Source organism: Desulfurispirillum indicum S5 (assembly GCF_000177635.2).
GTDB lineage: Bacteria > Chrysiogenota > Chrysiogenetes > Chrysiogenales > Chrysiogenaceae > Desulfurispirillum > Desulfurispirillum indicum.
In genome coordinates, this window is record NC_014836.1 from 1,564,262 (window position 1) to 1,585,105 (window position 20,844).

Consider the following 20,844-nt stretch of genomic DNA (forward strand, 5'->3'; position numbering starts at 1 on the left):
TCACCCCCTGGTCACTGCGCGGAGGAGCTGGGCCACACTGTCAGCCGTGAAGCCGCCATTACCCTGCTCTTCATGATTCTTCATGTAGTTTAAGTGCTTTAACACCTGACCCATTTGATCTTCCAGGGCGCTCACCCTTCGGTTAAGCCCCTCCATCCAGGGAGGAGTATCTTTGTTGATGGTCATTCGCACAAGGCTCACATGGGTTAAGTCCATCATCCGTATCAAACTCATGAGCTCACGAAACCTCCAGGCTGGAACATCACTGAGCAACTGAACATTGAAGTGCTTGCGGATTATCTTTGCCATCTCAGCAAAAACATCTTCAGCAGCAGATTGCGGCACGCATAAATTCATTACACGTTCCTTCATGGCCTTCACGGCCTCTTTTTGCTGATCCTCATTTATCGCACTGCCGAACACTTCATAGGGAAGATCCCGTTCGACCAACCTGCATTCTTCGAGCAAGTCGCAGAATTCCCGCACCGGTCCATCCATCCACTTCTTCCCGTATTCGAAAATATCAGCGGCCAGGACAAATGTAGTCAGGACGTAGCCAACGCCGGGCACATACACCTCAGCATCACTCCGATTCGCTTCAGGAAACCATACTTTCGGCATAACTGAATTGGATTCCGTGAACTTGGCCACATCAACTTCATGGAGCCAGATTTTGCGATCAACCTGGACGTATCGAATATACTCCCGCTGCCCGTGAAAGATAATAGTCTCCACCGCCGGCAAGCAGTACTTGGGAACATACAAAGCCATAGATACAGGAAGTGCCCTCACCTTGGCGGTTTCGTCCACCTTACCAGCGGGAATGTCGATGTTGTAGTAGCGCATCATGGCCTGCGCCTGCGGCGTATCGCATTGACTGATTATCACCTGAGCCATAGCCACCGAAAACCAGGTCTGCATTCCTGGGTAGGTTTTACTCTTGGGAGTATTACGCTGCACCCAATCCACATTGACCTTGAACACATCACGATATTGCTCAAATATCCCCGCCAGCCATTCATCATAACTGACCCGGTGAGCAGCCCATATTCCAAGCGCATCGTACAGATTCCGAGCACGCACGGTGTTTGTCGAACGACTCCCAACAGTCCGGCACTCAATGATCAGCGGCGGCTCATTGCTTTTGCTTTCGCCTCCACCTGGAGCGCTGCCCGACCCCGGCAACTCGGCATCATCCCTGTGATACGCGCCGTGGCGGCGAATACTGGGCAAAACCTCAGAAGTGACCCAGCGCTTCACCTTCTTGGCCGCCTGCGTGCGGCTCCCAAGAATCAGTGCCCACATACCGGATTCAGTGACGAAGTTTGCTTTTTGCTTACCGCCAGGCGAAAGGGTGTAACGTACGGTTACGTCCTCGGCGTCAACCAAGTCTTTAAGCGCTTTTCTGGAGTTTGTATGTTCCAACGCAGTGCACAGATCATTCACGTTGAACAGGGGTTCGCCATCCACAATGTCTGTGCGAACAGGTATTCCATCGTAATTAAATTCGATAGTTTGAAGATTGGTGCCACTCATGGCCGCACCTCCCTGGAAACCACAGGGAGCAGATCAATGACTGACGCCTGGATATCATCGCGGATATCCTGCATGATGAGCATCAGGCCGCACCTGCGAAAATCGTTGATTTCGGTGATGTTGTCGCTGCTGAGGGCAAAGGAGAGGAAGTCGATCTTGCGGGAAACGTCTTCGAGACGAGCCAGCGGATCAGCTGGCGCAGAGGAGAGTTGTTGGGCCATGATGGCACCTCCAATGGTTTTGAGTATGCCGTCAGGTATGCGTAACGGCGGGCGCACTCACGGTCCATTGGAACCGCCCCGGTATTCCCGTAAAGGTGTTATATTTCCGGCTGTAACCCGCCAATAATGGTTGGCAGAAATAAAAAAGCCACAGCTTACGGGTGCGGATAGCCGCCAATGGTTTCGTGAGGATTTCAGGATAAGTGAAAAGTGGTGGGGATGTCAAGGGGGGATATGAAAGTTACATTTTAATTGCAATACTGATTGATATTACTTAACATTCAATCATAATTGCAAGGAGGAGACTATGAAGAGAGTGATTATCGTTTTACTTACCCTTAGTTCTTCGCTCGCCCTTATGGGCTGCTTCAGCCCGACTACACATCAGCGGCAGCAACAGCAGCAGTTTGCCGAGCTCATGCAAGCCCGCATGCAACAGGCCAACCAGCAGCGTTTCCAGCAGCAACAACCACCGCAACTACAACAACCAGAATCGTTTATCACGGAAGATGAGTTGATGAATAAAATAAATCAACTCCCCGCCCTTAACAAACCCGTCACCTACCAGATCCAAAAAGCAGGCCCTATTATCAACGGTTCGCGTTACCTTGACCCAGAGGGAAATATTGAGCGAATCAGGATTGATAACCTTAGTGGTGACTCAACCTATATGATTTATGATGGGAGAGTGGCAACTATTAAGTTCATGCGAGCAGGTACAGGCAGCCCTCCAATCACTATTGCCACTATTCAACGGCAGGTGAATGGGCAACAGCAAGTGACGACGGTGACTGGTCAGCGATTCGTGGGAGACGATGTAATTGCACTTTCCAGGGGCTTCCTCGTGACCCGCGGTGGTTTTAATGGTTTCATTTATGAGCTTGGAAAGCCCGCTATTTCCGTGGCCATACCTGAAGACTGGAGAATTACTTCATATCAACCAGGTGAAGTACTCGAAACGCGACACCTTCTCGCCCACAAACCAGACACTGCTCAGCAGGGATCTGTGGCATCTGTGGCAAGTGCTGTGAGGAGTTTTGGTTCTACTATCGGAGTAGCGCGACGTGATGATTTTGCTCTCATTAATTTTGACACCGGCGCAGCCACGCTGATCAACATCAACGTTGATGCACTTGCGCGACCACTCTTTAACCAATACGGAAATCCTGACTACGAGCACATTCGCTGGCGGCTCGACTGGTACAACACTGAGGAACTTGGCCCAGTGCTCCTCTCAAGGGAAGACGGGACGCGTGCTTTTGCCACAATACTTAACACAAATGAGCAACATGTGATTTTTGAACGGAGAATGGGAATCAACTGGATGGTAGCTAAAAGAACACCCAATGGAGGCATTGAAGTAGTGGCCCGGTTAGGCCTACAAGATAATGTCATCCCCGATCTCGTATCTCACCTTCAATCATCAAGTGAATTAGCTGCAGAATAGACACTGAAAACGCCCATTTTCTCCCCAGTAGGTGCCCCGCTGGGGAGTTTTTATAATCCCAGTTCCCTATGGTAATTGATCAGGTGGAGTGCCGATACTCTTTTCTTGATAGGATGTTTTGATTATTGGCTTTTGCAGCCTGAATATATGTCTCTACGTACTTCTCGAATTTTGTTGCGATAAAGTGCGCCTTCCCGGTCAACCTGGAATGCTCCGAAGCAGGTATTTTGAATGATTCAGAGGATATATACTGTTGATTGGAGATATAAAGAGCCTTCGAGAAATCTAACCCCTTCTGCTCACCATGAACTGTGAAATAGGCAGCTTTATGCTTTATTGATGTCCTCAGCGGGATTGCGAAAGTCGAGGTGAGAGTTGTCATTGTAAAATGAGAAATCAAGCTTTCTTAACTGCATTTTTTCACCACATAAATAGAAAAGCCCCCGATAAAGGAGGCTTTCCCGACAGGTAACTCTGTTTGGGGCTTTCATTATTTAAAGTGGGGTGCCCCTGCCGCCACTTACATTCTGTTTGGAACTTTCTTTTTTTAAGGTGGGGCGCTCCTACCACCACGGCCTGTCTGTATGTAATCTAGGAAAAGAGTCAGGGGATGTCAAGGGGGGAGTTATATGCTGACTATCCAACACTGCTCGTTAGCAGGCTAAGATAACTGGGCTTCTTCATCCAAGGGTTTTCGCAGTTTAACCCATCCGTTTATCGTTGGCTTATAACCGTCTGGCCCATCAGCGATCTCGAAAAACAGCTTTCTGTAGGCATTTATCAGGCGCTTGGCATAATCGTCGTGACGCTTCCCGATAGTTGCACATTCGTATTGCCTTAACTGTCGCAGCTTGTTTAAGGATGCCCCGGAGGCCTTATGGATTTCACGAATAATAAGTATTTTATAGATATCCAGCGCCCCTCGAAAAAGGTGATTGAATCCACGCTGCACGTTGCTGCTGAACTTACATTTATCCCCAGGTAAGGCAGCCCAGGCTGAAACCATATGCGATAAAAAATTATGAAATTCCGTCAGCGGATCAGGGAAGTATTTACTGTTTTCATAATAGAGACTGATGGTGGTATAAGCCTCGTAAAACAGATGGAATATTTCATTTTTATGACTATCTGTAAACTCAAGCGCAATGGTTCGGCTGTTATCATCATCTACAACATCGTTTATCTTGATATGAAGAGACTCTATTTTCCACTGACTCTTTTGAACAGCATCAACGAACCCCTGTAGCTCTGATTGGTGAAACCGCCCTGAATCAAGTAGAATCTTGAGTTTGAAAAGGAAGCCTTCTGTTGCCAGGAAATTTCTACCCGCCGTGAAATAAGAGATAAGCTCGCGTTCCATGAACTTCGCAAAATAATATAAATAAAAAGCCAGCCCCCGAGGGCAAAGCCTAGGAGCTGGCACGGTTTGATTTTCTTGAGTCACCGACCAGTATCCTCCAGATAGTCTCTGTAGGAATACCCTTCCACTAGGCGGCGGGTAGCCTGGCGAATATTCTCATCTGGAAACTCGGTTACAGCACCCGCCACATTACCCTTACCAGGCCTGTTGAAATACTCAGGTTCACGATCTGCACCCTGAAACATGACATCATGCTCGCCAAGAGCATACTTGCCGCCATGGTTTGGGAGAGGAATCATGCCCATACACATCTCCTTCTACTGTTTTACGAGTGGATTCATCCCTTAAATTGTTATGTGCCCACACTGGACTACAAAAATGTAGCTTAAGAATCTACATCATCAACGGTGTTGTTGCAATAGTGAAGTGTGTATTTACTGTCACATAATTTCCAGAAAACCCTGACAGTAGCAGGGTAATCCGGTCGTGGGTCTCCGCTGTGTTGCCGGTGAGTAGTTTGATAGTTTACGTTGATATAGATTTTTTTAATTGACAAGTTCAAGTGATGAGATTTTTCAGAGCAAAACGCTATTCACATAACCGGAAACATCACCCGATTAAAGCAGCAGCATCTTCGTAAATCCGCAACCAACCAGTATTTCAACATCATTTCAACACTAAAACCCACAAAAGTTGTGGAAAACGCATTAGTTAAGGCTAACATGTGTACTCAGCCGACGTTTTTGTGTACTCAGCCGACCTTTTAGTGTATTCAGCCGACCGGAAAAACAGTTTTCCACAGGATAAACCACTGCAAAAAAACCATGTTACTTTTTACGCAATCTCCTAAAGCTATTATTAAAGCTATTATTAAAGAAAAGAGCAAGAACCATGCCAAATATTCATGTTTTTGCGTATTTTTTTATTGACAGAAGAAGAAAATTTACTACCATGAAAAGCATCTCTCACTCTTGCCCTTAACTGGGTCTCGCCTGCACTTTGCAGGTTTATAAAATCACACACACTACTTCACTCCGCGATTCTATGCACTCCATAGCCGGAGACTGTGATTCCATGTCCTGCATGGCCAGTAGTATTGTCGTTTGATTTTCTCCTTGAGCAAGGATAAACCCTTCCCTGCTGTCACAATGCGCCTGGGCTATCTAGTTACGCGCCATTTCCCTTTCTACCCCTTCAGGTGTTTTGTAATCCGCGATTCTATGCACTCCATAGCCGGACGGCTGCGGTTCCATATCCTGTATGGCCAGCCTGCATCTTCGCACCTGATACACACATAGTCATCGTTTTAAAATTTCCAACCCACCAGGGTGCAATATCCCTGTGGGATACGTGCGTCCTGGAATTACATTCTAAGGAGCATGTCATGGATGTTGTTATGTTTACTACGCTTTGTGCGGTTCTCCCTGTAGTCGCCCTTGTGGTTGCCACACTGGAGAAGCCAGCAAGAAGAGCGATAGCAGAAGTTAAGCGTACCCGGGTCAACCCGAGTACCTTAGAAGTTATCTAATCAACCCTGCAGGGGGTCGCAAAGTACCCCTTGGGGGAAAAATGCGTCCTCCTGGTCCATTACCTGCCGCATCTGCAGCAGCGAACAACTGGAGGATTCAAAGATGAAGCGCACAAAACGAGTTGAAATATTCAAACACGAGATTCTCGGTATTTTCTTTCGCACCATAAATGGCGTCTCTAATCACTTCGGAATGACCTTTGACACCGTTCCATACGGATCAGTGCTTATTGGTGAAAGATGGCTTCCGCAAGGAGGGCATCATGTTTGAAGTAGAACTCGGCGAATGCCGAATCATCCGTGATGCGGAAGGTGAAGTTATGGACATGGAGTTCTTTCCATACCCCGGTTTTGTCTTCCAGGAAGCCCTTTTCCTTGAAGGAATCAATCTCCCAGCCCATGAAGCCGCCCAGGTGTACCACTCGCTTCACGGCGAACGGATCATAGACTGGCTGAAATGGGCAATTGAGAACTTCCACGCGATGGAGGAATTCTATGCCGCATAGGAGAAACTCAGACCCAAAATTCATGACAATTATGGCGACAAAACTTCTTGATCTCGGAAATATGGTATTTGCCGGTTTTTTTATCGCAGATATCTTTTCTGAAGAAGCGCCACTTGTTATAACCTTTGCAGTTGCCATTACATCTTGCCTTTATGCTGTTTCTGCTATACTTTATGCTTTAGGTACAGCAGAAAAAAGAGCTCCTGATGATGGCACCCAAAAGAACCAAGGAGGTGAATTATGAGCAACCCTATACTGGCATTGTTATCGCCATTTATTTTGCTCGCGATCGGCATACTTGGTGGTAGATTCGTCTACTACTGGTCGCACCGAAAATAATTCCACCTCACACATCAATCAAACACATCATCTACCCCAAGGGGACCAAAGCCCCTTGGGGCTTTTTGCGTCTCCGGAACCAACTGGAGGATACCATGACCATACAAGAAATCTTCGGAGAAGCAGTCTACTCTTACTCCCGCGCTCAAGCCATTGCCGATGGCATCCTTGTGGACGTGTCAGAAACCGCTAACGAAGCTGGGTTCACCGTACCCGTCGCCATGACAAGCGCCCTCTGGGAGGACGCTGTATCATGGGACAATGGCCATCCGAGTCCAGCTATACCTTGGCAGTTAGCCGATGATCCAGAAACTTATGGCGATAATGCTGGACACTGGATCTTGGTGTCTTCTGATGGTGAAAATGAGTTACCCGGTGGCCCATGGCCAACCCAGGAGCAGGCAGAGCAGGAAGCACGCAAACACATACAAGAAGCACATCAAGACGAATCAGGTAGACTCTGGGATGTTTTGTATATGGCCGCATGGGCCATTAAGAACAACCGTGTTGACGGCCCAGAGTTGAAGTTCAGCCTGAAGCGCATACCAAAAGGCGACACCCGTGCCCGCCTTGTCACTTACAAAGCCTACAGTGGCCCAGGTGACAACGGTGAACACGTTATCACCCTCATGCTTCCGCATGAGGATTGAGGGGTGAGTCATGAACCTGTGCAATCTTCCAGCGGCAGAGGAGATTGACTGCCACGGGCAGTTTATAAGGATTATATGGCCCGATAACGATGGGTACGAGGGGTATGAAGACGACTGGTTTTGCCGTGTATGCGGTGAACAGGTTGATGATCCCTACGACCCAGATTGTGAATGTAACTTATAACCACCCCACCCGGGGAGCCACGCTCCCCGCTGGGGAGTCGTGCGTTCTCTTGGAACACCCAATAAGGAGCACGACATGAAAAAGATATCTGTATACGAAATCGTAACCAACAAGATCATCGACCAACTGGAAAAAGGCATAATACCCTGGCGCATGCCCTGGAGCAAAAACGGCCTCGCCCGCAACTGGAAAACCCAGCGGCCTTATCGTGGCATCAACGCCATGTTGCTTGCCCCAGGCGAGTACCTGACCTTCAAACAAGTTCAGGAAGCCGGTGGAAAGGTCAAAAAGGGAGCCAAAGGGCAAACCGTTGTCTTCTGGAAATTCCCCAAGGACCAGGAAGAAGGTGAAGTTGTCCAGGTAGAAGGTCAAAAGAGGGCTCCAATCCTCCGCTACTACAATGTTTTCCATATCGACGATACGGAGGGTATTGAGAGTAAGAGGATAGGTGAAGAGTGGAACCACGATCCTATCCAGGAAGCTGAGCGCATCGCCGCCAGCTACCAGCAAGGACCATCCATCTCCTTTGCCCCAGGCAAAGCCTTCTACCGCCCCAGCACGGACCAGGTATCAATCCCATCACTGAGCGACTATAGGCAACCAGAAGAGTATTACTCCACCCTCTTCCATGAACTGGCTCACAGCACCGGCCACCATTCACGACTCAACCGCACAGGTGTTGTCGCGAGTAATGGCTTTGGTTCTGAAGTCTACTCGGAAGAGGAACTGGTAGCTGAAATGGCTGCAGCTATGCTTTGTGGCGTTGCCCGTATCGAGAACGTGACACTGGAAAACAGTGCCGCGTACATCGGTAGCTGGCTTCGCAAACTCAAGAGTGATCCCAAGATGATCATCAAAGCTGGCAGCGCAGCCCAAAAGGCAGCTGACTGGATACAGGGGGTGACCCATGAAGAACATTGACCTTCATGTTCAACTCTTTGAATTCAAGAACCTCAAGGATTGTATCAAGGTCATAATCACCGCCAATCGCGGCAAGTATGTCATCAGCGTAATTGATGAAGATTCAGGGAATACACTTCCTGAAAAGCTCATCAGAGACGATATCGACTCCGCAATTGAAGAAAGTGTCAAAATAATCAAGTCATAACACCCCAACCGGGGGCACAAAGCCCCCGATGGGGCTTTTTTTGCGCCTCCAGAAATGGAACTGACAATGCAAAAAGACAATCAATTCTACCCGACACCCGCAAAACTCGCCCGCCACATGTGGTCAAAATTCACAACGCGCCCAAGGCACCCCAGAATACTTGAACCATCTGCTGGTAAGGGGCACTTGCTTGATGTAGCACCTGCCTGGACCCAAAATGGCTCCAGACAAAATAACCCTTACGAGTGCATTGAGTTGTCAGCTGACAATCTCGCTGTACTTGAAAGCAAAGGGTATCGTGTCATTGGCTTCGACTTTCTCCAGTTTGAGGGCAGTGGAGCCTATACCCACAACCAACAAGAACCAAGCCTATCCCATACACCCCTCCTTTTCAACGAAGAGGAAGTCGTGTAATACCCACACCGCCCCGCACCGGCCACCAAGCCCAGCGGGGCTTTTTTTTTGCCCAAAACGAAGTGGCCCCCTGCCAGGGGAGGAGCAGGGGGCCGAAGGAAGGAGTTCTATGAGAGAAGGAGAGAGTGAACAACAATAAAAGCACGTTACATGCCAAGAGTGTAAGTGTCACTATAGTTCAAATTACACTTGGAACCATTATAAATTGCTGTGCAATTTCAATACACCCCTGTGCAAATTTTAACCATTCAGTAAACTACTTGTCACTCAAGGTAATTCGCAATTCCAGCCCCACCTGCACAAAACTTCCGCTCCTACCCACATACCCTGTAGGGAGATGATTATTCCCTGACCTCCATTCAAGCAGAGGCCTACATGTACGAAAAGGAGAATTTCTGGGAAGTGCTATACATATCCGAACGCATTCTGAGTGCTCACTTTAAGCGATCAGTCTTCATTAACCCAGCCCCGCCCCATGATGTATTCATTTACAGCAAGGATAGAACTGTCTCTGTCCGCGATCAAATTCCATATTCCGTACTCAAAACCATTCTCGCCTCAATCTCTCATCTCAATGAGTCCCGAATATTTACCAGAAGAATGACGCACTCCTACCGCCGCATCCGCATACTGCAGCGGTCACGGCAAATTCTACAGGCGAGAGTGCTGAGAGTTACTCTATCCAGGGATCTCATTCTGGAGCTCCCCGGAATCCACATAAAAGGCCTCTGCTCCTTTAAACACCAAACCCGCCTGGCAAAATCCCTCGACATTAATAGCTCGGTGCACGTCTACCCGGTAGCCGTTCGAGATGGTGTTGTTATGTGCTCAATGCAGCACCCGGTCATCCCAGAAGCACTCTTACGTCAAAAACTCAACCAAGATCACAGCCACATTCAGTTTGAATGCACATACCGCTTACCAGGCATCAAAGCAGTCATAACCACCAATCATAAAATCCCATGGCAAGCCATAAAAGCAACAGCCAAGGAGATCGGCGAGCAAATACTTATCAAACTGGATGGGCAACATGTTCAGTAAATTCCGAAAAGACAGACCACTCTATCTTGGTGATGGTGTTTCCCTTTCAAAGCAGCACAAGCCACTGCGTATTTCGATTGATCAGAAGCACCGTAGTGGCCACTTCTGGTGCTTTGGAACCACTCGCAGTGGAAAGACCCGCCTCATCGATGGCATGATTGAGCAGGATATTCGTGCCGGTAGGAACATTGGGTTCATTGATCCCAAAGGCGACATGGAGATCCTTGCAAAAATCATCCAGGTTGCCAGGGAAACTGGCAGGATGGATGACCTGATTATAATTGACCCATTCTTCCCGGATATCTCAGCCAGGCTCAACCCACTCAAGCACTGGTCTATCATCGAGGAGCTTGTTGGGCACACTGTGGCCGGTATCGAAGTGGGCCGTGAGCCGTTCTTTTTCAACGTATCCTACGAACTCACCCTGGTTGTAGTTCAAGCGCTGACTCTCATTGCAGAGGCAGACAACACTAAAGCTCTATGGAATTTTGAATTCCTCAAAAATCAGATATCCCGGCTTGACCTGACAGAACTTCATAACTCTGTAAGCCATCTCGACTCTGACGAGGCCCGCCAAATTGCCCGCGATATCCGGGCAATCCTTAGCAACCCACCAGACTACTACGGCAAAGTTGCCTCCAGTTTGCGCGTTGCCCTTACTGAGCTTTCCCAGGGTGCAGTTGGGTATATTCTCGGCCAGACAACGGACGAGAACCGCATCCTTGACCGGCTATACAGTGGCAAAGGTGTGATCTTTGTGGTTCGCCTTGCCTCTATGATGACCAGGAAAGCCAGCTACACCCTCGGCAAAGTCATTATCTCAATGATCCAGGCGTATGTAGGCCGATTATTTCTTTCCGGCCAGAAACTCAATCCAGAACTGTGCCTCTACATCGATGAAGCTCACAATGTGCTTTATCAAGGTATTGACGACCTATTCGCGAAGGCCGGCGGAGCCGGGTGCTGGGTACACGGATTCTGCCAGAGCTACAATCAGCTGGTAGCAGCCCTCAAAGATCGTTCCCTTGCTGACTCCATCATGGATAACATCAACACAAAAATGTTCCTCCGGGTTCCCGACCCAATCACCGCCAAGTATGGTCTGGAGCACTTTGGCAACATCAGGAAATTCCTGCCTATCCTCAGTAGTGACGGCCATTTCTCAATGCGCGAGGCAGAAGAGGCGCTTCTGCAACCCGATACCCTGCAGAAGCTGCAGCCGCGCCAGTTCTATATGACTACATACAGCGGCGCGTACAAAGGCATCACGCTGCCCTGCGAAGAGAGTTATGTGAAGCTTAAGTTCCCAGGGAGCGATGCCAGTGAATCCGTGCTCACCCATGACAACACAGATTCAAGGGGTGAAGGATGATCGCGGCACGTAGAACTCTGGCAATTCTAGGCGTCATTCTTTACTCCAACACCGTTATCTACCTGATGACCATCGGTAAACTGAGCCCTCGGTATGCGCTACAGATAACAGGCGTCGTCGTGATCATTTGCTTAATCATCAGGACCCGATATTTTCATAAAAACCCTGAAATCATCATCAATATCGCTGACATCTGCAGCATCTGGAAAGAAGAAACGCCCCTGCCAGTCCAAACAGATCCGGTACCCATCCAATCGGCCCCACCTGAACATATACCTGGTCCACCTGAAGAACCCATGAGCAATGCAGCTCCCCCAGAAGAAAATACCCAAAATCTCATCCCTGAAAAGTTTAACGAAGCGGATATGGGATGGTTCAAGGCCCATGAGTACCTGACGCACCTGTCATTCCAGGTGAATACATCAGAGAAGCCCATCGCTTTTGATTTTGGAGGCTATGTCTTTGTTTCGAGCGGTGTACTGAGAAAGGTCCTGGAGAGCTATGCCATCACAAAGGAGCGCTGGAGAGAGGAATATACGAACCAGACACAACACATTAACGATTTCCTTACTTCAACACTCCAGAAACTACTGGCATTCGATGGTTGTGGCGAGTTCGTGATTCACATGCCAGGTAAAGCCAAAAAGAACAGCCTGTACGCCATTCCTCTGCACCACTTTGATCAATCACATTTCGGCAGCACGCAGCTGAAAATAGAGATCATGAAGATTGAACCGTTTGTTGAACAACAAAACGACTTGGAGGAGGAATCATGAACCCACTTGATTACGTCAACGAGGAAGAATATGGCCAAATGTGGGCCATAATTTTTGAAAATCTCTTCTCGGGCAACATTGCCCGCGCCTTAGCGCTCATGTGCTTGCTTGCAAGCATGTGGTTCTGGATCAGGAGGAAGCAACCCGCACTTGGCTTCATATTCGTGATCTTTACAGTGATATTTGCCTTCGGGCAGCCATTGGTGGAGGTATGGGCATCATGAGCAGCTCAGGTCCTGTGATCGTACAGTCTTCCCCAGGCAGGAGCGAGCCACCAAAGAATATCATCGATGCAATCAGTGATATTCAGCGTTTCAGCGTCTCAGAAGTAACCGGATCACTGCCTGAAGACTTCTTCACCATAGCCAACAGGCTGGACATGTTCTTTGTTGGCCTGAAAACGGCCCTTGCGGGCCTTATCTTCATGGCACTGCTCACACCCCTGTCCCTTGGGGTGATCGGCCAGTATATCCCTATTTTTGGCGCAAAAGAGCCAACGTTATATGACCAGTTCTTTGCATATTACCTGATGTTTGCCTTCACTCTCAGCTACGCCTTCTTGGTAGCTATGGTGGGGAAGTATTATCGCGGTACCGTAGTGAAAGTAACTATCCGCAATCTCATGGCAGGCGTGATGGTAGGAGCCACGCTCAAAGCCCTGATCATCTTCATCATCTACCATGTCATCTACTTTAAAATCCTGACACCGCAAACCCTCTCATCCATCATTGCTCACCTGATGAAGCTACCCTTCATCTCTACCCAAACAGGCCACGCCTGGTACTACTGGTTACTCGATTTCAGGCCAGTATTCATCCAGGGGGCATGGCTCCAGGTAATTGGGGCATGCCTTTTCATCGCCATCCCTATGCTCAGCATAGCTGGATATAAATACCATCGTAAAAAGGAGAAACTTTATGACCACTTCTAATGACAACAAAAAGCAAGCCAGACAACAAACCCAGGAACAACAGCGTCAGCGACGCGACGAGACCAGAGCACGAAAACTGGAGTCAGCAGCAAAGCCGAACTCTGCTGTTATCGAACAGAACACATCGGAGACATTCTACTTACGCCGCCAGATGTCAAGCTTCGACTTCTTCATGCGCCGATTCAAAGATCGCACCGGCATCTCAATTCCGTTTGCCGAAGCTGAGCGGATACGCCAGGAAGCAATTAACCCACTGCTGGACGCATTCTTTGAAACCAATAAGCGCCTGGCCAAGGAGCTGGCCATGGAGTTCAAGGGAACAAAGTTCAAGATCGCTGGCGAGCAAGAAGAAGCTCCGGAAAAGGAAAAGACCACCAAGACGTAATCACTATTAGGAAAACTCACAGAAACCAATAAGCCCTGCTGTATTCGCGAAATTTGCGTAGAGCCAGCAGGGCTTTTTTTTCGTCCCGGTGCCCACGGCCCCGAAGAACTCCCCCTGCACCCACCGGCCACCCCTACCCAGCAGACATCACCCGCACCAGAGCAGCCAAAGACCATCGCCAACAATGGAACCGGTGCGACAATTAAGGCTCCAAAACCGCCAGTGAAGAATATGGCTGAAGTTCAGCAAGATGAACCTGTCATCAGAAAGGGAGGTAGTTCGCCAGGAAAAAGAGGGATATGACCAAACATAAATTCCCTTGACATGTATGCACATTGTGCCGATATTATACGTGGACGCGGGGTGAGAGAAATCACATCACGCTCCACTTCCGAGGCTCGACATTCATGGTCGAGCTTTCGCGTTTCTGGGGTAAAGATGCTTTATATTGCGTACCTTGACGAGTTTGGTCATATTGGCCCTTATATCAGTGCAACAGACCCTAAACATAAAACTCATCCGGTTTTTGGCTTAGGGGGCCTTGTGTTACCGTACAACCAGGTACGCGACTTTTCTACTTATTTCTTCAAATTGAAAAATAATCTCCTAAATTTTGAATTACAGAAAAGCAAAAAACACCCTGCAAAATGGGAAAAGAAGGGCTCTCAACTTTATACCGTCAAAAATGTGGAAAAATATCATGAACTCCGGGCAGCAACCTATCGTCTATTTAATGCCGTCAGAGATAGGGGCGGATTTTTGATATATGTGGGCATTGAAAAAAAGAGACGGGTGGAGGGTCATGACGCAAAAAAACTTTACCATTCCGTATTGCGCGAAGCCATAAAGAGGCTTGATCAGGAAGCTGAACAACGCGAAGCCCAATTCATGCTCATTCTTGATCAACAAGAGGAAAATGTACTCCGTGGCGAAATTGTGGAAACGGCATCAATTGCCATGTATGGCGTAGAGCCCCGTTATAGATTGATTGAGCCTCCGGTTCAGGTCGAAAGCCATCTCTATCAAACAGTACAATGTGCAGATTGGCTTTGCGGTATCTTTGGACGCTTAATTCATTATGAATTTGAGCCGACAGTCAGGCCGGGCTACAAGATCTTTCTTGATTATTTCAATGATCGCATCAATCAAGTAGCACTCAGGAGTAGTATTCGTTCCCTTCCTAGACCTGCATCATCTCAGGATTTTTCCCGGCTACAGGCACGATTCAACCACTGTCAAAAATAGAAAATCACCTATTATTGTCGTAAAACTACTGACCAATCCCCGCTAGGGAATTCTTTAATCATCCGCAAAGGCTCGTTCAGTCAAGCGCAATCCACCAGCTACCCACAACACAGAGAGGGCCCGCCGCCCACCGCCGGCGCCACTCAGTCAAATATCTGGAACCCGCCGGCCTCCCGACCATCTACACTCACTCTGGACTCTCCCCGGCAGCAGCCATTGGTTCGCGCCGATGAACGGCCCCGGAAACTCCCCCTGCACCCACCGGCAACCCGCGACTCCGGAGAGATCCCCCGGTACCCGCCAGCCGCCCATTGCCCGAAGAGATCCGCAGCATTCATCCCGGTGTCCAGCCCGGAGGAGACCCCCTGGTACCCGCCGGCATCCCGTCCATCAACACTCACTCTGGACTCTCCGGCAGCGGCCATTGGTTCGCGCCGGTGCACGGCTCCGAGGAGATCACCTGGTACCCGCCAGCTGCCCGCAGCCCGGAGAGATCCGCAGCAGAAAGCAAAGGACACTCCTGTTTTTGGCAATAGCCTACATAAATACAATGGGACAGAGCGGAAGTCCCAGCTAAATGAAAATAAATTTCAAAAATCTGAAATCAGAAAAAATTGTAAAAAAAGCCGAGTTACCACGCAGATGGTAATTCGGCTTGATGGTTGATCAAAGTAGGTGGAGAGAACTACTGATTGCGGCCTTTATGGACACTGATAAGAAGCCTGATGCTGAATTTGCGCTTATGATGGGTGATGAAATACCGCTGAACAGCTTCCCAGGAAAGCCCCTGACTCCTTAATTCTTCAATCACAGGCAGGTGTTTTTGTAAAAACACACGGGAAGGGTGAGTGGGACGATTGCGAGGGCTCCTCTTCTTACTCGTCGAGGATCTGATAAACCCGGCACCAGGGCGGTATGTTTTGCTGACCTTCAGCAAAGCTGCCGTCCTGGTCTGCTCCTTCGTAAGGTTTTGCGCCTGGCACTCATTGATAAATTCGCGATCAGCCGCGAGCAGCCGAGACTCATGGAGTAGTTGAGCCTGATCCTGCCAGCCCATCCGATAGAATCGATGAAGCACATCAGGAAAGCGACTGGCGCTCAGTCCAGTCGCTTTAGCCAAAGACTCATCAAGATTTATCCGAGAGGTACTCATTATAGACTCCAATCAGGTAAGGGCCTGACACGGTCAGCCCGGTTTTGGACTTCAATCGCTTCGCTACTTCCCTCCACGAGCAACCACTTTCCCTCAAGTCAGTGATATACGCAAAATGCTGAATGATCTTTGCGTACTTGAATTTTTGCTTAGACCTCCAGTTTTCTGCCTGTATGTAGCTCATCACTTCGTTTCGCCTGACTTCAAGAGGGTGCGCAGGCCCTTTGCGCGAAAGCGCAAACTTGGCCTTAGCGACCTCAGCCTTGAACTCTTTAATAGCTAGCAGTAGGCTTGCCATGGCAGCCTCTGGGCCAGAGGCGTCAAGCTTACCGGCGTTTGCAACAAAGCCTGGCTCTGCCAGGAGACGGCTTTGTCTGCACAATATATCGGTAAGTGCCTCTGAATGTTGTGTCTTGAAGTAGTGCATGGCCTTAGACCACTGCCTACGATGGACACCACATAGCTTCTCGATGGTCTTTTCTTGCGGTTCCATGTCTCTTGCTCCGGTGATTTTTCGGTTGCCATTGAAGGTCAGTTGCGAAGCAACTGGACGGAATTGGCAACCGCCATATCGCAAAATACTGATTATTTTACAAATAACAAAATCATTGCATGATTACTATAAAAATTATTTATTTGTAAAAAATATTCGTATTGCAGCGATCTCTTTGCTTTTTCTCTTATGAAGCGCATCGGCGCGGATTTTATCCCCGTTTAGTGACGCAGTCACTAAACGGGGATTCTTGGACGTTGTTGGTGGGGAATTTTGCGAATTTCCAGCGACGAAGGAGCCGAAATTCAGGAAATTCCCAGACCAATGACAACCTTCACCCGAGCCCAGCCGAGGCCAGGCATTATCCACACTTTCCATGCCTGCCGCCGAAGGCGGCAATGGGAGCCATGGAGACCTAAGTAGAAGTCTCAGAAGAGCTCCCAGGTGGTGTGGGAAGAGTGGATAATGCCATGCATGGGGCCAGAATGGCCCAAATACGACATACCTCGCCATATTAGAGGCGAGTACCTCCCCAACGCCGCTTCCGCCGCGACTTTTCCATGCCCACCGTAGGTGAAGGGGCAGCAAGGACCGCTCATAAGTCCAATTGCAGCCCCTATGGTGTGGGAAAGTCGCGGCAGCGGCGCCTGCAAGTTATCCACACCACGGAGCACATTGAAGTATAGAGCTTCTGTGCTCCTGTTCGCGCTTCGCGCTCCGGCATGGATAACTTGCAGCCAGTGAATAAAAGTGGACTACATAAGTGGGGCAGAGCGGAAGGAGCCATGAAAGGAAAATTTTTTCAAAATATGGTCAAAAAATTCTAAGACTGCTTCCTGAGCTGCCGTGCAACAGGTGGTGCAATGTTTTTCTTGAAAAATTCCCGGATTTGCGTAACATGACACCTACGCATTATTCTTGCCCTTAGCTGGGTCTCGCCTGCACTCGCAGGTTTTCAAGATTATCTTTCACTTTACTCCGCGATTCTATGTACTCCATAGCCGGACGACTGCGATTCCATGCCCTGCATGGCCAGAAAGTGAACCAAAGATATTCTTCTCCCTGAGTAAGTGAAACTCGCTTACTGTCATTTGACGCCAGGTTGCCGTTTTTACTGCAAAGAAGCGTCATTATCCCTATTGGCATATTTGCAATCCGCGGTTCTATGTACTCCATAGCCGGATGGCTGCGGTTCCATGTGCTGCATGGCCAGTCAGTAAATTGCCCATCATCAAAAACCCATTCCCTTCAGCCCAAAAACACGATCAACTCAATAAAGCACCATAATCCGCCTGTTTGCACACGGTATGCGTCAGCATACTGTAGTGGCGTGCTGCTTGTGTTTGAGCGTGTAACCTTTGTGGGAATGTACCAATAGAAGCACTGGCATTAGCTGGATGCAAAGAAACAAGAATTGTGAGGTGAAAATGAAGAACAAGAATCGCTGTGAATGAAGGTGGCCCCTTCTCAGCGTGTGGCGCAGATAACCACAGTAAAAACTTGCCAGGTGAACCCAAACATCTGCAAAGAAAAGGGTAATACTCTATTCGGCGTGCGTGGAGGCTCTACCACACAAAAAAAGAGAGTGTTTCAGACCGAATTTTGCTGCGCCAGCAGCAAAATCACTGAGACGAAGCGCTTGAGGAGTCTTAACAATCGGCTTCCCCTGTGATCCACATAGCCTATAGAGCTATTTCTAGGAGGTCAGCCATGCATGGCAGCGTGCAAAAACAAGTGAAATCCCTTTTCCGGACGGTTGATTCCGTCGGGACATCCAAACACCAGGCAAAAGAAGTCGCACGATTTCACGGGGCAAAAGGATGGCATGAAGTAGGGAGACAAATTGGAATCCACTCACACCGCACTCGGGATGAATACACCCGCGTCTGGGGTGAGCTTGGCCAGTATATGCGTTCTGAATTCAAGATTCGCGATATGCAGCGGATCACCCCAGAGCACGTACAGTCTTTTCTTGAAGGTAAAATAGCGGCGGGAGTGACCTATAACTCATTCACCACATACAGCTCCGCTCTTCAGAAGCTGGAAGTGGCTCTCGATAGGTTGGGCGAACAATACGGGAACCATGATCCCGGCACCTACGGTTTCAGCAACACTATAGCCCTGATGCGAGCAGAAGCCAGAGGAGTGCTTGAGCGAGCAACTGAAACCAGAGCCTACGAGGCGCCAGGTAAAATCATTGAAAGCCTCAGCGGCACCTTCCAGCTTGCAGCCTCAATGCAGCTGGAGTCCGGAGCGCGGATCAGTGAAATCTCAACGATTCACGCCTCCCAACTGAACCCAGATCGTAACTCCGTCACCGTCCAGGGCAAGGGTGGCAAAATCCGCGAGCTGCAGCTCTCTGAAAACACTTACATGAAGCTTGAAGAGGCCATAGGGGCTGCACACAAGGAAACATTCAGCCTTTCAGGCAGTTTTTACCGCAGTGCCCTCCAGGTTGCCGCAAAGCACAGCAACCAGAAATACACCGGCAGCCATGGGCTCCGGTGGAATTTTGCCCAAAACCGAATGGCCGAACTTACAGGAGGCCAGGGCAAACCCTATGAACAGGCTCTAGTCCAGGTATCCCAGGAAATGGGCCATGAACGCGGCTCGATCACAGAGCATTACCTACAATGAAGACTTTAACATATCATCAGCACCAGATACCGCTTCATCACTTTGATTTGTCATTAAATCCGGGAATCTCACAACACTGTCGAAGTAGTGGGGATATTCTGCAGGAATACATGATCTCGCCAGACAGTAAAGCAGGAAATAACAAAACAGATTCCACCAATCCGTATTCAGGTCGAAGCCAGACCGCCAAAAAAACCAAAAAACTTCCGGCCTCACCCACATACCCCTTAGAGGGGAATTTCTCCTCACAGCAAATTCCTGGAGGACAATTATGAAGTGCATTGGCCAAGACATCGGATTTGGAGATGTGAAAACTGTTATTGAAGATCAGATGCTGAAGACGCCAACAGCGATCGCCTATGAAGGCTTTGGCGCAAGAGTTGATCTGGATGGCCCGACATCCATCGAATTTGAAGGACAGAACTACCTGGTCGGCGAGGATGCCATTGAAAGTGGCCAGCCTGTTTTTGAGACAACCAGTATTGATTTCCTGCTCCGCTACGCACCTCTCTTGGCTTATCACGCCATAAAAGCTGCAGGCTTTGACTTTGACGAGAAAATTCACCTTGGCGTAGGCCTCCCCGTCTCCTATTACACCCCAGAGAATAAGGCAGCCCTGGCTAATCGCCTGAACACTGCCGTGGTCAACAAGGAGCGATTGCAGTTGAACACACTGGTATACCCCCAGGGTGTTGGTGCATTCTACGACTATCGACTGACTACCAATGAGAAAATTTCAAGCGCTCTCATCGTTGACATTGGCTACAACACTGTTGATGTCGTTCACATATCCAAAGGACGCCCAAACAAATCCGGCAGCGGTATGTTTGACCGGGCCGGAATCTCTGTGATTATTCGTGAGCTTTCACGCTTTATTTCAGACCGGCACCAGATTCAACTTTCCAACCAGGTGATCAAGGAGATTTTTATCTCTAAAAAGCTTTCCCTGTACGGCAAGGAAATCAGTCTGGAAGAACCAATTCGGCAAATTGTCGAGCGCTATACCACCCACCTGCTGCATAGCCTGGAGGATGGGTACCACCAACAACTTGCCCAGGCTCAAAAAATCGTCATTACCGGTGGCGTCGCCCACTACCTGCAGCACTACATTCCCACAAAAATGCAGGAAAGCATTGTCATTCCAGAATCACCTGAATTTGCGAATGCGCGTGGCTTCTACAAGGTACTGATAGCATCCATTTCCGATTCGGAGAATGTCGATGCGTAAGCAATACACCTTCGACCCTGACGTGCACACTCTTATCACTTCGGCTCCGTACCACGCACGGAGCCTGATAGTGAATTGCCTGATCCGCTACGGCTCTCAAACAGCAGAAGGGCAAGCAATACTCAAAGCAGTTGGAGCAAAAATTGATGCAGTGGGCTCATCAGAGAAGTTGGTCACCACTGACGATACACTATCGAAAGACAATCTCCCTGCTCTCGGTAAAGGGCAGCAAAAGGAGTCTCTCTCACGACCACCAGATGATTTCCTCGGCAATTTTGACTGAGAAGGAG

At 48.9% G+C, this 20,844-nt stretch carries 24 protein-coding genes; 17 read left to right on the plus strand and 7 right to left on the minus strand.

All coding sequences use genetic code 11. The features are described 5' to 3' along the window. Complete coding sequence (locus tag SELIN_RS13915; RefSeq protein WP_013506036.1) at nt 1–1,536, minus strand: BRO-N domain-containing protein; 1,536 nt, start codon at nt 1,534–1,536, stop codon at nt 1–3. Next, the gene (locus tag SELIN_RS07360; protein WP_013506037.1) at nt 1,533–1,757 is read right to left on the minus strand and encodes a hypothetical protein; all 225 of its coding nucleotides are present in this window, start codon (nt 1,755–1,757) and stop codon (nt 1,533–1,535) included. Before SELIN_RS07360 ends, SELIN_RS13915 begins: the two co-directional genes overlap by 4 nt. Before the next feature lie 307 nt (nt 1,758–2,064). Here SELIN_RS07360 and SELIN_RS07365 point away from each other — a divergent pair, with 307 nt between their 5' ends. Continuing rightward, on the plus strand, nt 2,065–3,204 hold the full coding sequence (locus SELIN_RS07365; protein WP_013506038.1) for a hypothetical protein: 1,140 nt from the start codon (nt 2,065–2,067) through the stop codon (nt 3,202–3,204). Nucleotides 3,205–3,865: 661 nt separating this feature from the next. On the opposite strand, the gene SELIN_RS07375 is transcribed toward SELIN_RS07365, so the two are convergent. Together SELIN_RS07375 and SELIN_RS07380 are read right to left on the minus strand one after the other, a co-directional pair. After that, the gene (locus SELIN_RS07375) at nt 3,866–4,648 is read right to left on the minus strand and encodes a hypothetical protein (protein ID WP_013506039.1); all 783 of its coding nucleotides are present in this window, start codon (nt 4,646–4,648) and stop codon (nt 3,866–3,868) included. Further along, nucleotides 4,645–4,863: a hypothetical protein gene (locus SELIN_RS07380; protein ID WP_156788040.1), complete on the minus strand. Its 219-nt coding sequence runs from the start codon at nt 4,861–4,863 to the stop codon at nt 4,645–4,647. Before SELIN_RS07380 ends, SELIN_RS07375 begins: the two co-directional genes overlap by 4 nt. Nucleotides 4,864–6,355: 1,492 nt before the next feature. Between SELIN_RS07380 and SELIN_RS07385 the strand changes: the two genes are divergently transcribed. The 13 genes from SELIN_RS07385 to SELIN_RS07440 all read left to right on the plus strand — a co-directional run bounded on the left by SELIN_RS07385 (nt 6,356) and on the right by SELIN_RS07440 (nt 15,043). After that, nucleotides 6,356–6,598: a hypothetical protein gene (locus SELIN_RS07385; RefSeq protein WP_013506042.1), complete on the plus strand. Its 243-nt coding sequence runs from the start codon at nt 6,356–6,358 to the stop codon at nt 6,596–6,598. Between the two features lie 31 nt (nt 6,599–6,629). After that, nucleotides 6,630–6,842, plus strand: a complete 213-nt coding sequence (locus SELIN_RS07390) for a hypothetical protein (RefSeq protein WP_156788041.1) — start codon at nt 6,630–6,632, stop codon at nt 6,840–6,842. 190 nt (nt 6,843–7,032) lie between these two features. Beyond that, nucleotides 7,033–7,587 carry a DUF6573 family protein gene (locus SELIN_RS13920; RefSeq protein ID WP_013506043.1) on the plus strand — a complete coding sequence of 185 codons (555 nt, stop codon included), beginning with the start codon at nt 7,033–7,035 and terminating at the stop codon, nt 7,585–7,587. 259 nt (nt 7,588–7,846) lie between these two features. Next, entirely contained in the window at nt 7,847–8,692 is an 846-nt protein-coding gene (locus SELIN_RS07400; protein ID WP_013506045.1) for an ArdC family protein, read from the plus strand. Next, nucleotides 8,679–8,879 (plus strand): hypothetical protein, encoded by a 201-nt coding sequence (locus tag SELIN_RS07405; RefSeq protein ID WP_013506046.1) that lies wholly within the window; start codon nt 8,679–8,681, stop codon nt 8,877–8,879. Before SELIN_RS07400 ends, SELIN_RS07405 begins: the two co-directional genes overlap by 14 nt. Nucleotides 8,880–8,945: 66 nt before the next feature. Beyond that, nucleotides 8,946–9,293, plus strand: coding sequence for a hypothetical protein (locus SELIN_RS15105; RefSeq protein ID WP_156788042.1), 348 nt, complete (start codon nt 8,946–8,948; stop codon nt 9,291–9,293). A 375-nt stretch (nt 9,294–9,668) separates the two neighbouring features. Next, nucleotides 9,669–10,334, plus strand: a complete 666-nt coding sequence (locus SELIN_RS07410; RefSeq protein WP_013506047.1) for a hypothetical protein — start codon at nt 9,669–9,671, stop codon at nt 10,332–10,334. Further along, nucleotides 10,324–11,706, plus strand: coding sequence for a type IV secretory system conjugative DNA transfer family protein (locus tag SELIN_RS07415; RefSeq protein ID WP_013506048.1), 1,383 nt, complete (start codon nt 10,324–10,326; stop codon nt 11,704–11,706). Before SELIN_RS07410 ends, SELIN_RS07415 begins: the two co-directional genes overlap by 11 nt. Next, entirely contained in the window at nt 11,703–12,482 is a 780-nt protein-coding gene (locus tag SELIN_RS07420; protein ID WP_013506049.1) for a hypothetical protein, read from the plus strand. Before SELIN_RS07415 ends, SELIN_RS07420 begins: the two co-directional genes overlap by 4 nt. Further along, complete coding sequence (locus SELIN_RS07425) at nt 12,479–12,706, plus strand: hypothetical protein (RefSeq protein WP_013506050.1); 228 nt, start codon at nt 12,479–12,481, stop codon at nt 12,704–12,706. Before SELIN_RS07420 ends, SELIN_RS07425 begins: the two co-directional genes overlap by 4 nt. Beyond that, nucleotides 12,703–13,413, plus strand: a complete 711-nt coding sequence (locus SELIN_RS07430) for a hypothetical protein (protein ID WP_013506051.1) — start codon at nt 12,703–12,705, stop codon at nt 13,411–13,413. The genes SELIN_RS07425 and SELIN_RS07430 overlap by 4 nt, the downstream gene beginning before the upstream one ends. Next, nucleotides 13,400–13,798, plus strand: a complete 399-nt coding sequence (locus SELIN_RS07435) for a hypothetical protein (protein WP_013506052.1) — start codon at nt 13,400–13,402, stop codon at nt 13,796–13,798. Before SELIN_RS07430 ends, SELIN_RS07435 begins: the two co-directional genes overlap by 14 nt. Nucleotides 13,799–14,236: 438 nt before the next feature. After that, nucleotides 14,237–15,043, plus strand: a complete 807-nt coding sequence (locus SELIN_RS07440; protein ID WP_049871109.1) for a DUF3800 domain-containing protein — start codon at nt 14,237–14,239, stop codon at nt 15,041–15,043. Nucleotides 15,044–15,186: 143 nt separating this feature from the next. On the opposite strand, the gene SELIN_RS07445 is transcribed toward SELIN_RS07440, so the two are convergent. The 3 genes from SELIN_RS07445 to SELIN_RS07455 form a co-directional block, all read right to left on the minus strand. Beyond that, nucleotides 15,187–15,444, minus strand: coding sequence for a hypothetical protein (locus SELIN_RS07445; protein ID WP_156788044.1), 258 nt, complete (start codon nt 15,442–15,444; stop codon nt 15,187–15,189). Between the two features lie 284 nt (nt 15,445–15,728). Next, complete coding sequence (locus SELIN_RS07450) at nt 15,729–16,196, minus strand: hypothetical protein (protein ID WP_013506054.1); 468 nt, start codon at nt 16,194–16,196, stop codon at nt 15,729–15,731. Next, the gene (locus tag SELIN_RS07455; RefSeq protein WP_013506055.1) at nt 16,171–16,689 is read right to left on the minus strand and encodes a hypothetical protein; all 519 of its coding nucleotides are present in this window, start codon (nt 16,687–16,689) and stop codon (nt 16,171–16,173) included. The genes SELIN_RS07450 and SELIN_RS07455 overlap by 26 nt, the downstream gene beginning before the upstream one ends. Before the next feature lie 1,710 nt (nt 16,690–18,399). Between SELIN_RS07455 and SELIN_RS07460 the strand changes: the two genes are divergently transcribed. The 3 genes from SELIN_RS07460 to SELIN_RS07470 all read left to right on the plus strand — a co-directional run bounded on the left by SELIN_RS07460 (nt 18,400) and on the right by SELIN_RS07470 (nt 20,837). Continuing rightward, nucleotides 18,400–19,326, plus strand: coding sequence for a tyrosine-type recombinase/integrase (locus tag SELIN_RS07460; protein WP_013506056.1), 927 nt, complete (start codon nt 18,400–18,402; stop codon nt 19,324–19,326). A 271-nt stretch (nt 19,327–19,597) separates the two neighbouring features. Continuing rightward, on the plus strand, nt 19,598–20,554 hold the full coding sequence (locus SELIN_RS07465; RefSeq protein ID WP_013506057.1) for a ParM/StbA family protein: 957 nt from the start codon (nt 19,598–19,600) through the stop codon (nt 20,552–20,554). Then, the gene (locus tag SELIN_RS07470; RefSeq protein WP_013506058.1) at nt 20,547–20,837 is read left to right on the plus strand and encodes a hypothetical protein; all 291 of its coding nucleotides are present in this window, start codon (nt 20,547–20,549) and stop codon (nt 20,835–20,837) included. The genes SELIN_RS07465 and SELIN_RS07470 overlap by 8 nt, the downstream gene beginning before the upstream one ends. The last annotated feature ends 7 nt before the right edge of the window (nt 20,838–20,844 follow it).

Coding starts and splice junctions, on each gene's coding strand:
- SELIN_RS07415 (WP_013506048.1), top strand. CDS start 10,324: ATGTTCAGTAAATTCCGAAAAGACAGACCACTCTATCTTGGTGATGGT.
- SELIN_RS07450 (WP_013506054.1), bottom strand. CDS start 16,196: ATGAGTACCTCTCGGATAAATCTTGATGAGTCTTTGGCTAAAGCGACT.
- SELIN_RS07460 (WP_013506056.1), top strand. CDS start 18,400: ATGCATGGCAGCGTGCAAAAACAAGTGAAATCCCTTTTCCGGACGGTT.
- SELIN_RS07385 (WP_013506042.1), top strand. CDS start 6,356: ATGTTTGAAGTAGAACTCGGCGAATGCCGAATCATCCGTGATGCGGAA.
- SELIN_RS07430 (WP_013506051.1), top strand. CDS start 12,703: ATGAGCAGCTCAGGTCCTGTGATCGTACAGTCTTCCCCAGGCAGGAGC.
- SELIN_RS07365 (WP_013506038.1), top strand. CDS start 2,065: ATGAAGAGAGTGATTATCGTTTTACTTACCCTTAGTTCTTCGCTCGCC.
- SELIN_RS13920 (WP_013506043.1), top strand. CDS start 7,033: ATGACCATACAAGAAATCTTCGGAGAAGCAGTCTACTCTTACTCCCGC.
- SELIN_RS07420 (WP_013506049.1), top strand. CDS start 11,703: ATGATCGCGGCACGTAGAACTCTGGCAATTCTAGGCGTCATTCTTTAC.
- SELIN_RS07440 (WP_049871109.1), top strand. CDS start 14,237: ATGCTTTATATTGCGTACCTTGACGAGTTTGGTCATATTGGCCCTTAT.
- SELIN_RS13915 (WP_013506036.1), bottom strand. CDS start 1,536: ATGAGTGGCACCAATCTTCAAACTATCGAATTTAATTACGATGGAATA.
- SELIN_RS07425 (WP_013506050.1), top strand. CDS start 12,479: ATGAACCCACTTGATTACGTCAACGAGGAAGAATATGGCCAAATGTGG.
- SELIN_RS15105 (WP_156788042.1), top strand. CDS start 8,946: ATGCAAAAAGACAATCAATTCTACCCGACACCCGCAAAACTCGCCCGC.
- SELIN_RS07435 (WP_013506052.1), top strand. CDS start 13,400: ATGACCACTTCTAATGACAACAAAAAGCAAGCCAGACAACAAACCCAG.
- SELIN_RS07410 (WP_013506047.1), top strand. CDS start 9,669: ATGTACGAAAAGGAGAATTTCTGGGAAGTGCTATACATATCCGAACGC.
- SELIN_RS07360 (WP_013506037.1), bottom strand. CDS start 1,757: ATGGCCCAACAACTCTCCTCTGCGCCAGCTGATCCGCTGGCTCGTCTC.
- SELIN_RS07465 (WP_013506057.1), top strand. CDS start 19,598: ATGAAGTGCATTGGCCAAGACATCGGATTTGGAGATGTGAAAACTGTT.
- SELIN_RS07470 (WP_013506058.1), top strand. CDS start 20,547: ATGCGTAAGCAATACACCTTCGACCCTGACGTGCACACTCTTATCACT.
- SELIN_RS07455 (WP_013506055.1), bottom strand. CDS start 16,689: ATGGAACCGCAAGAAAAGACCATCGAGAAGCTATGTGGTGTCCATCGT.
- SELIN_RS07390 (WP_156788041.1), top strand. CDS start 6,630: ATGGCGACAAAACTTCTTGATCTCGGAAATATGGTATTTGCCGGTTTT.
- SELIN_RS07400 (WP_013506045.1), top strand. CDS start 7,847: ATGAAAAAGATATCTGTATACGAAATCGTAACCAACAAGATCATCGAC.
- SELIN_RS07380 (WP_156788040.1), bottom strand. CDS start 4,863: ATGATTCCTCTCCCAAACCATGGCGGCAAGTATGCTCTTGGCGAGCAT.
- SELIN_RS07405 (WP_013506046.1), top strand. CDS start 8,679: ATGAAGAACATTGACCTTCATGTTCAACTCTTTGAATTCAAGAACCTC.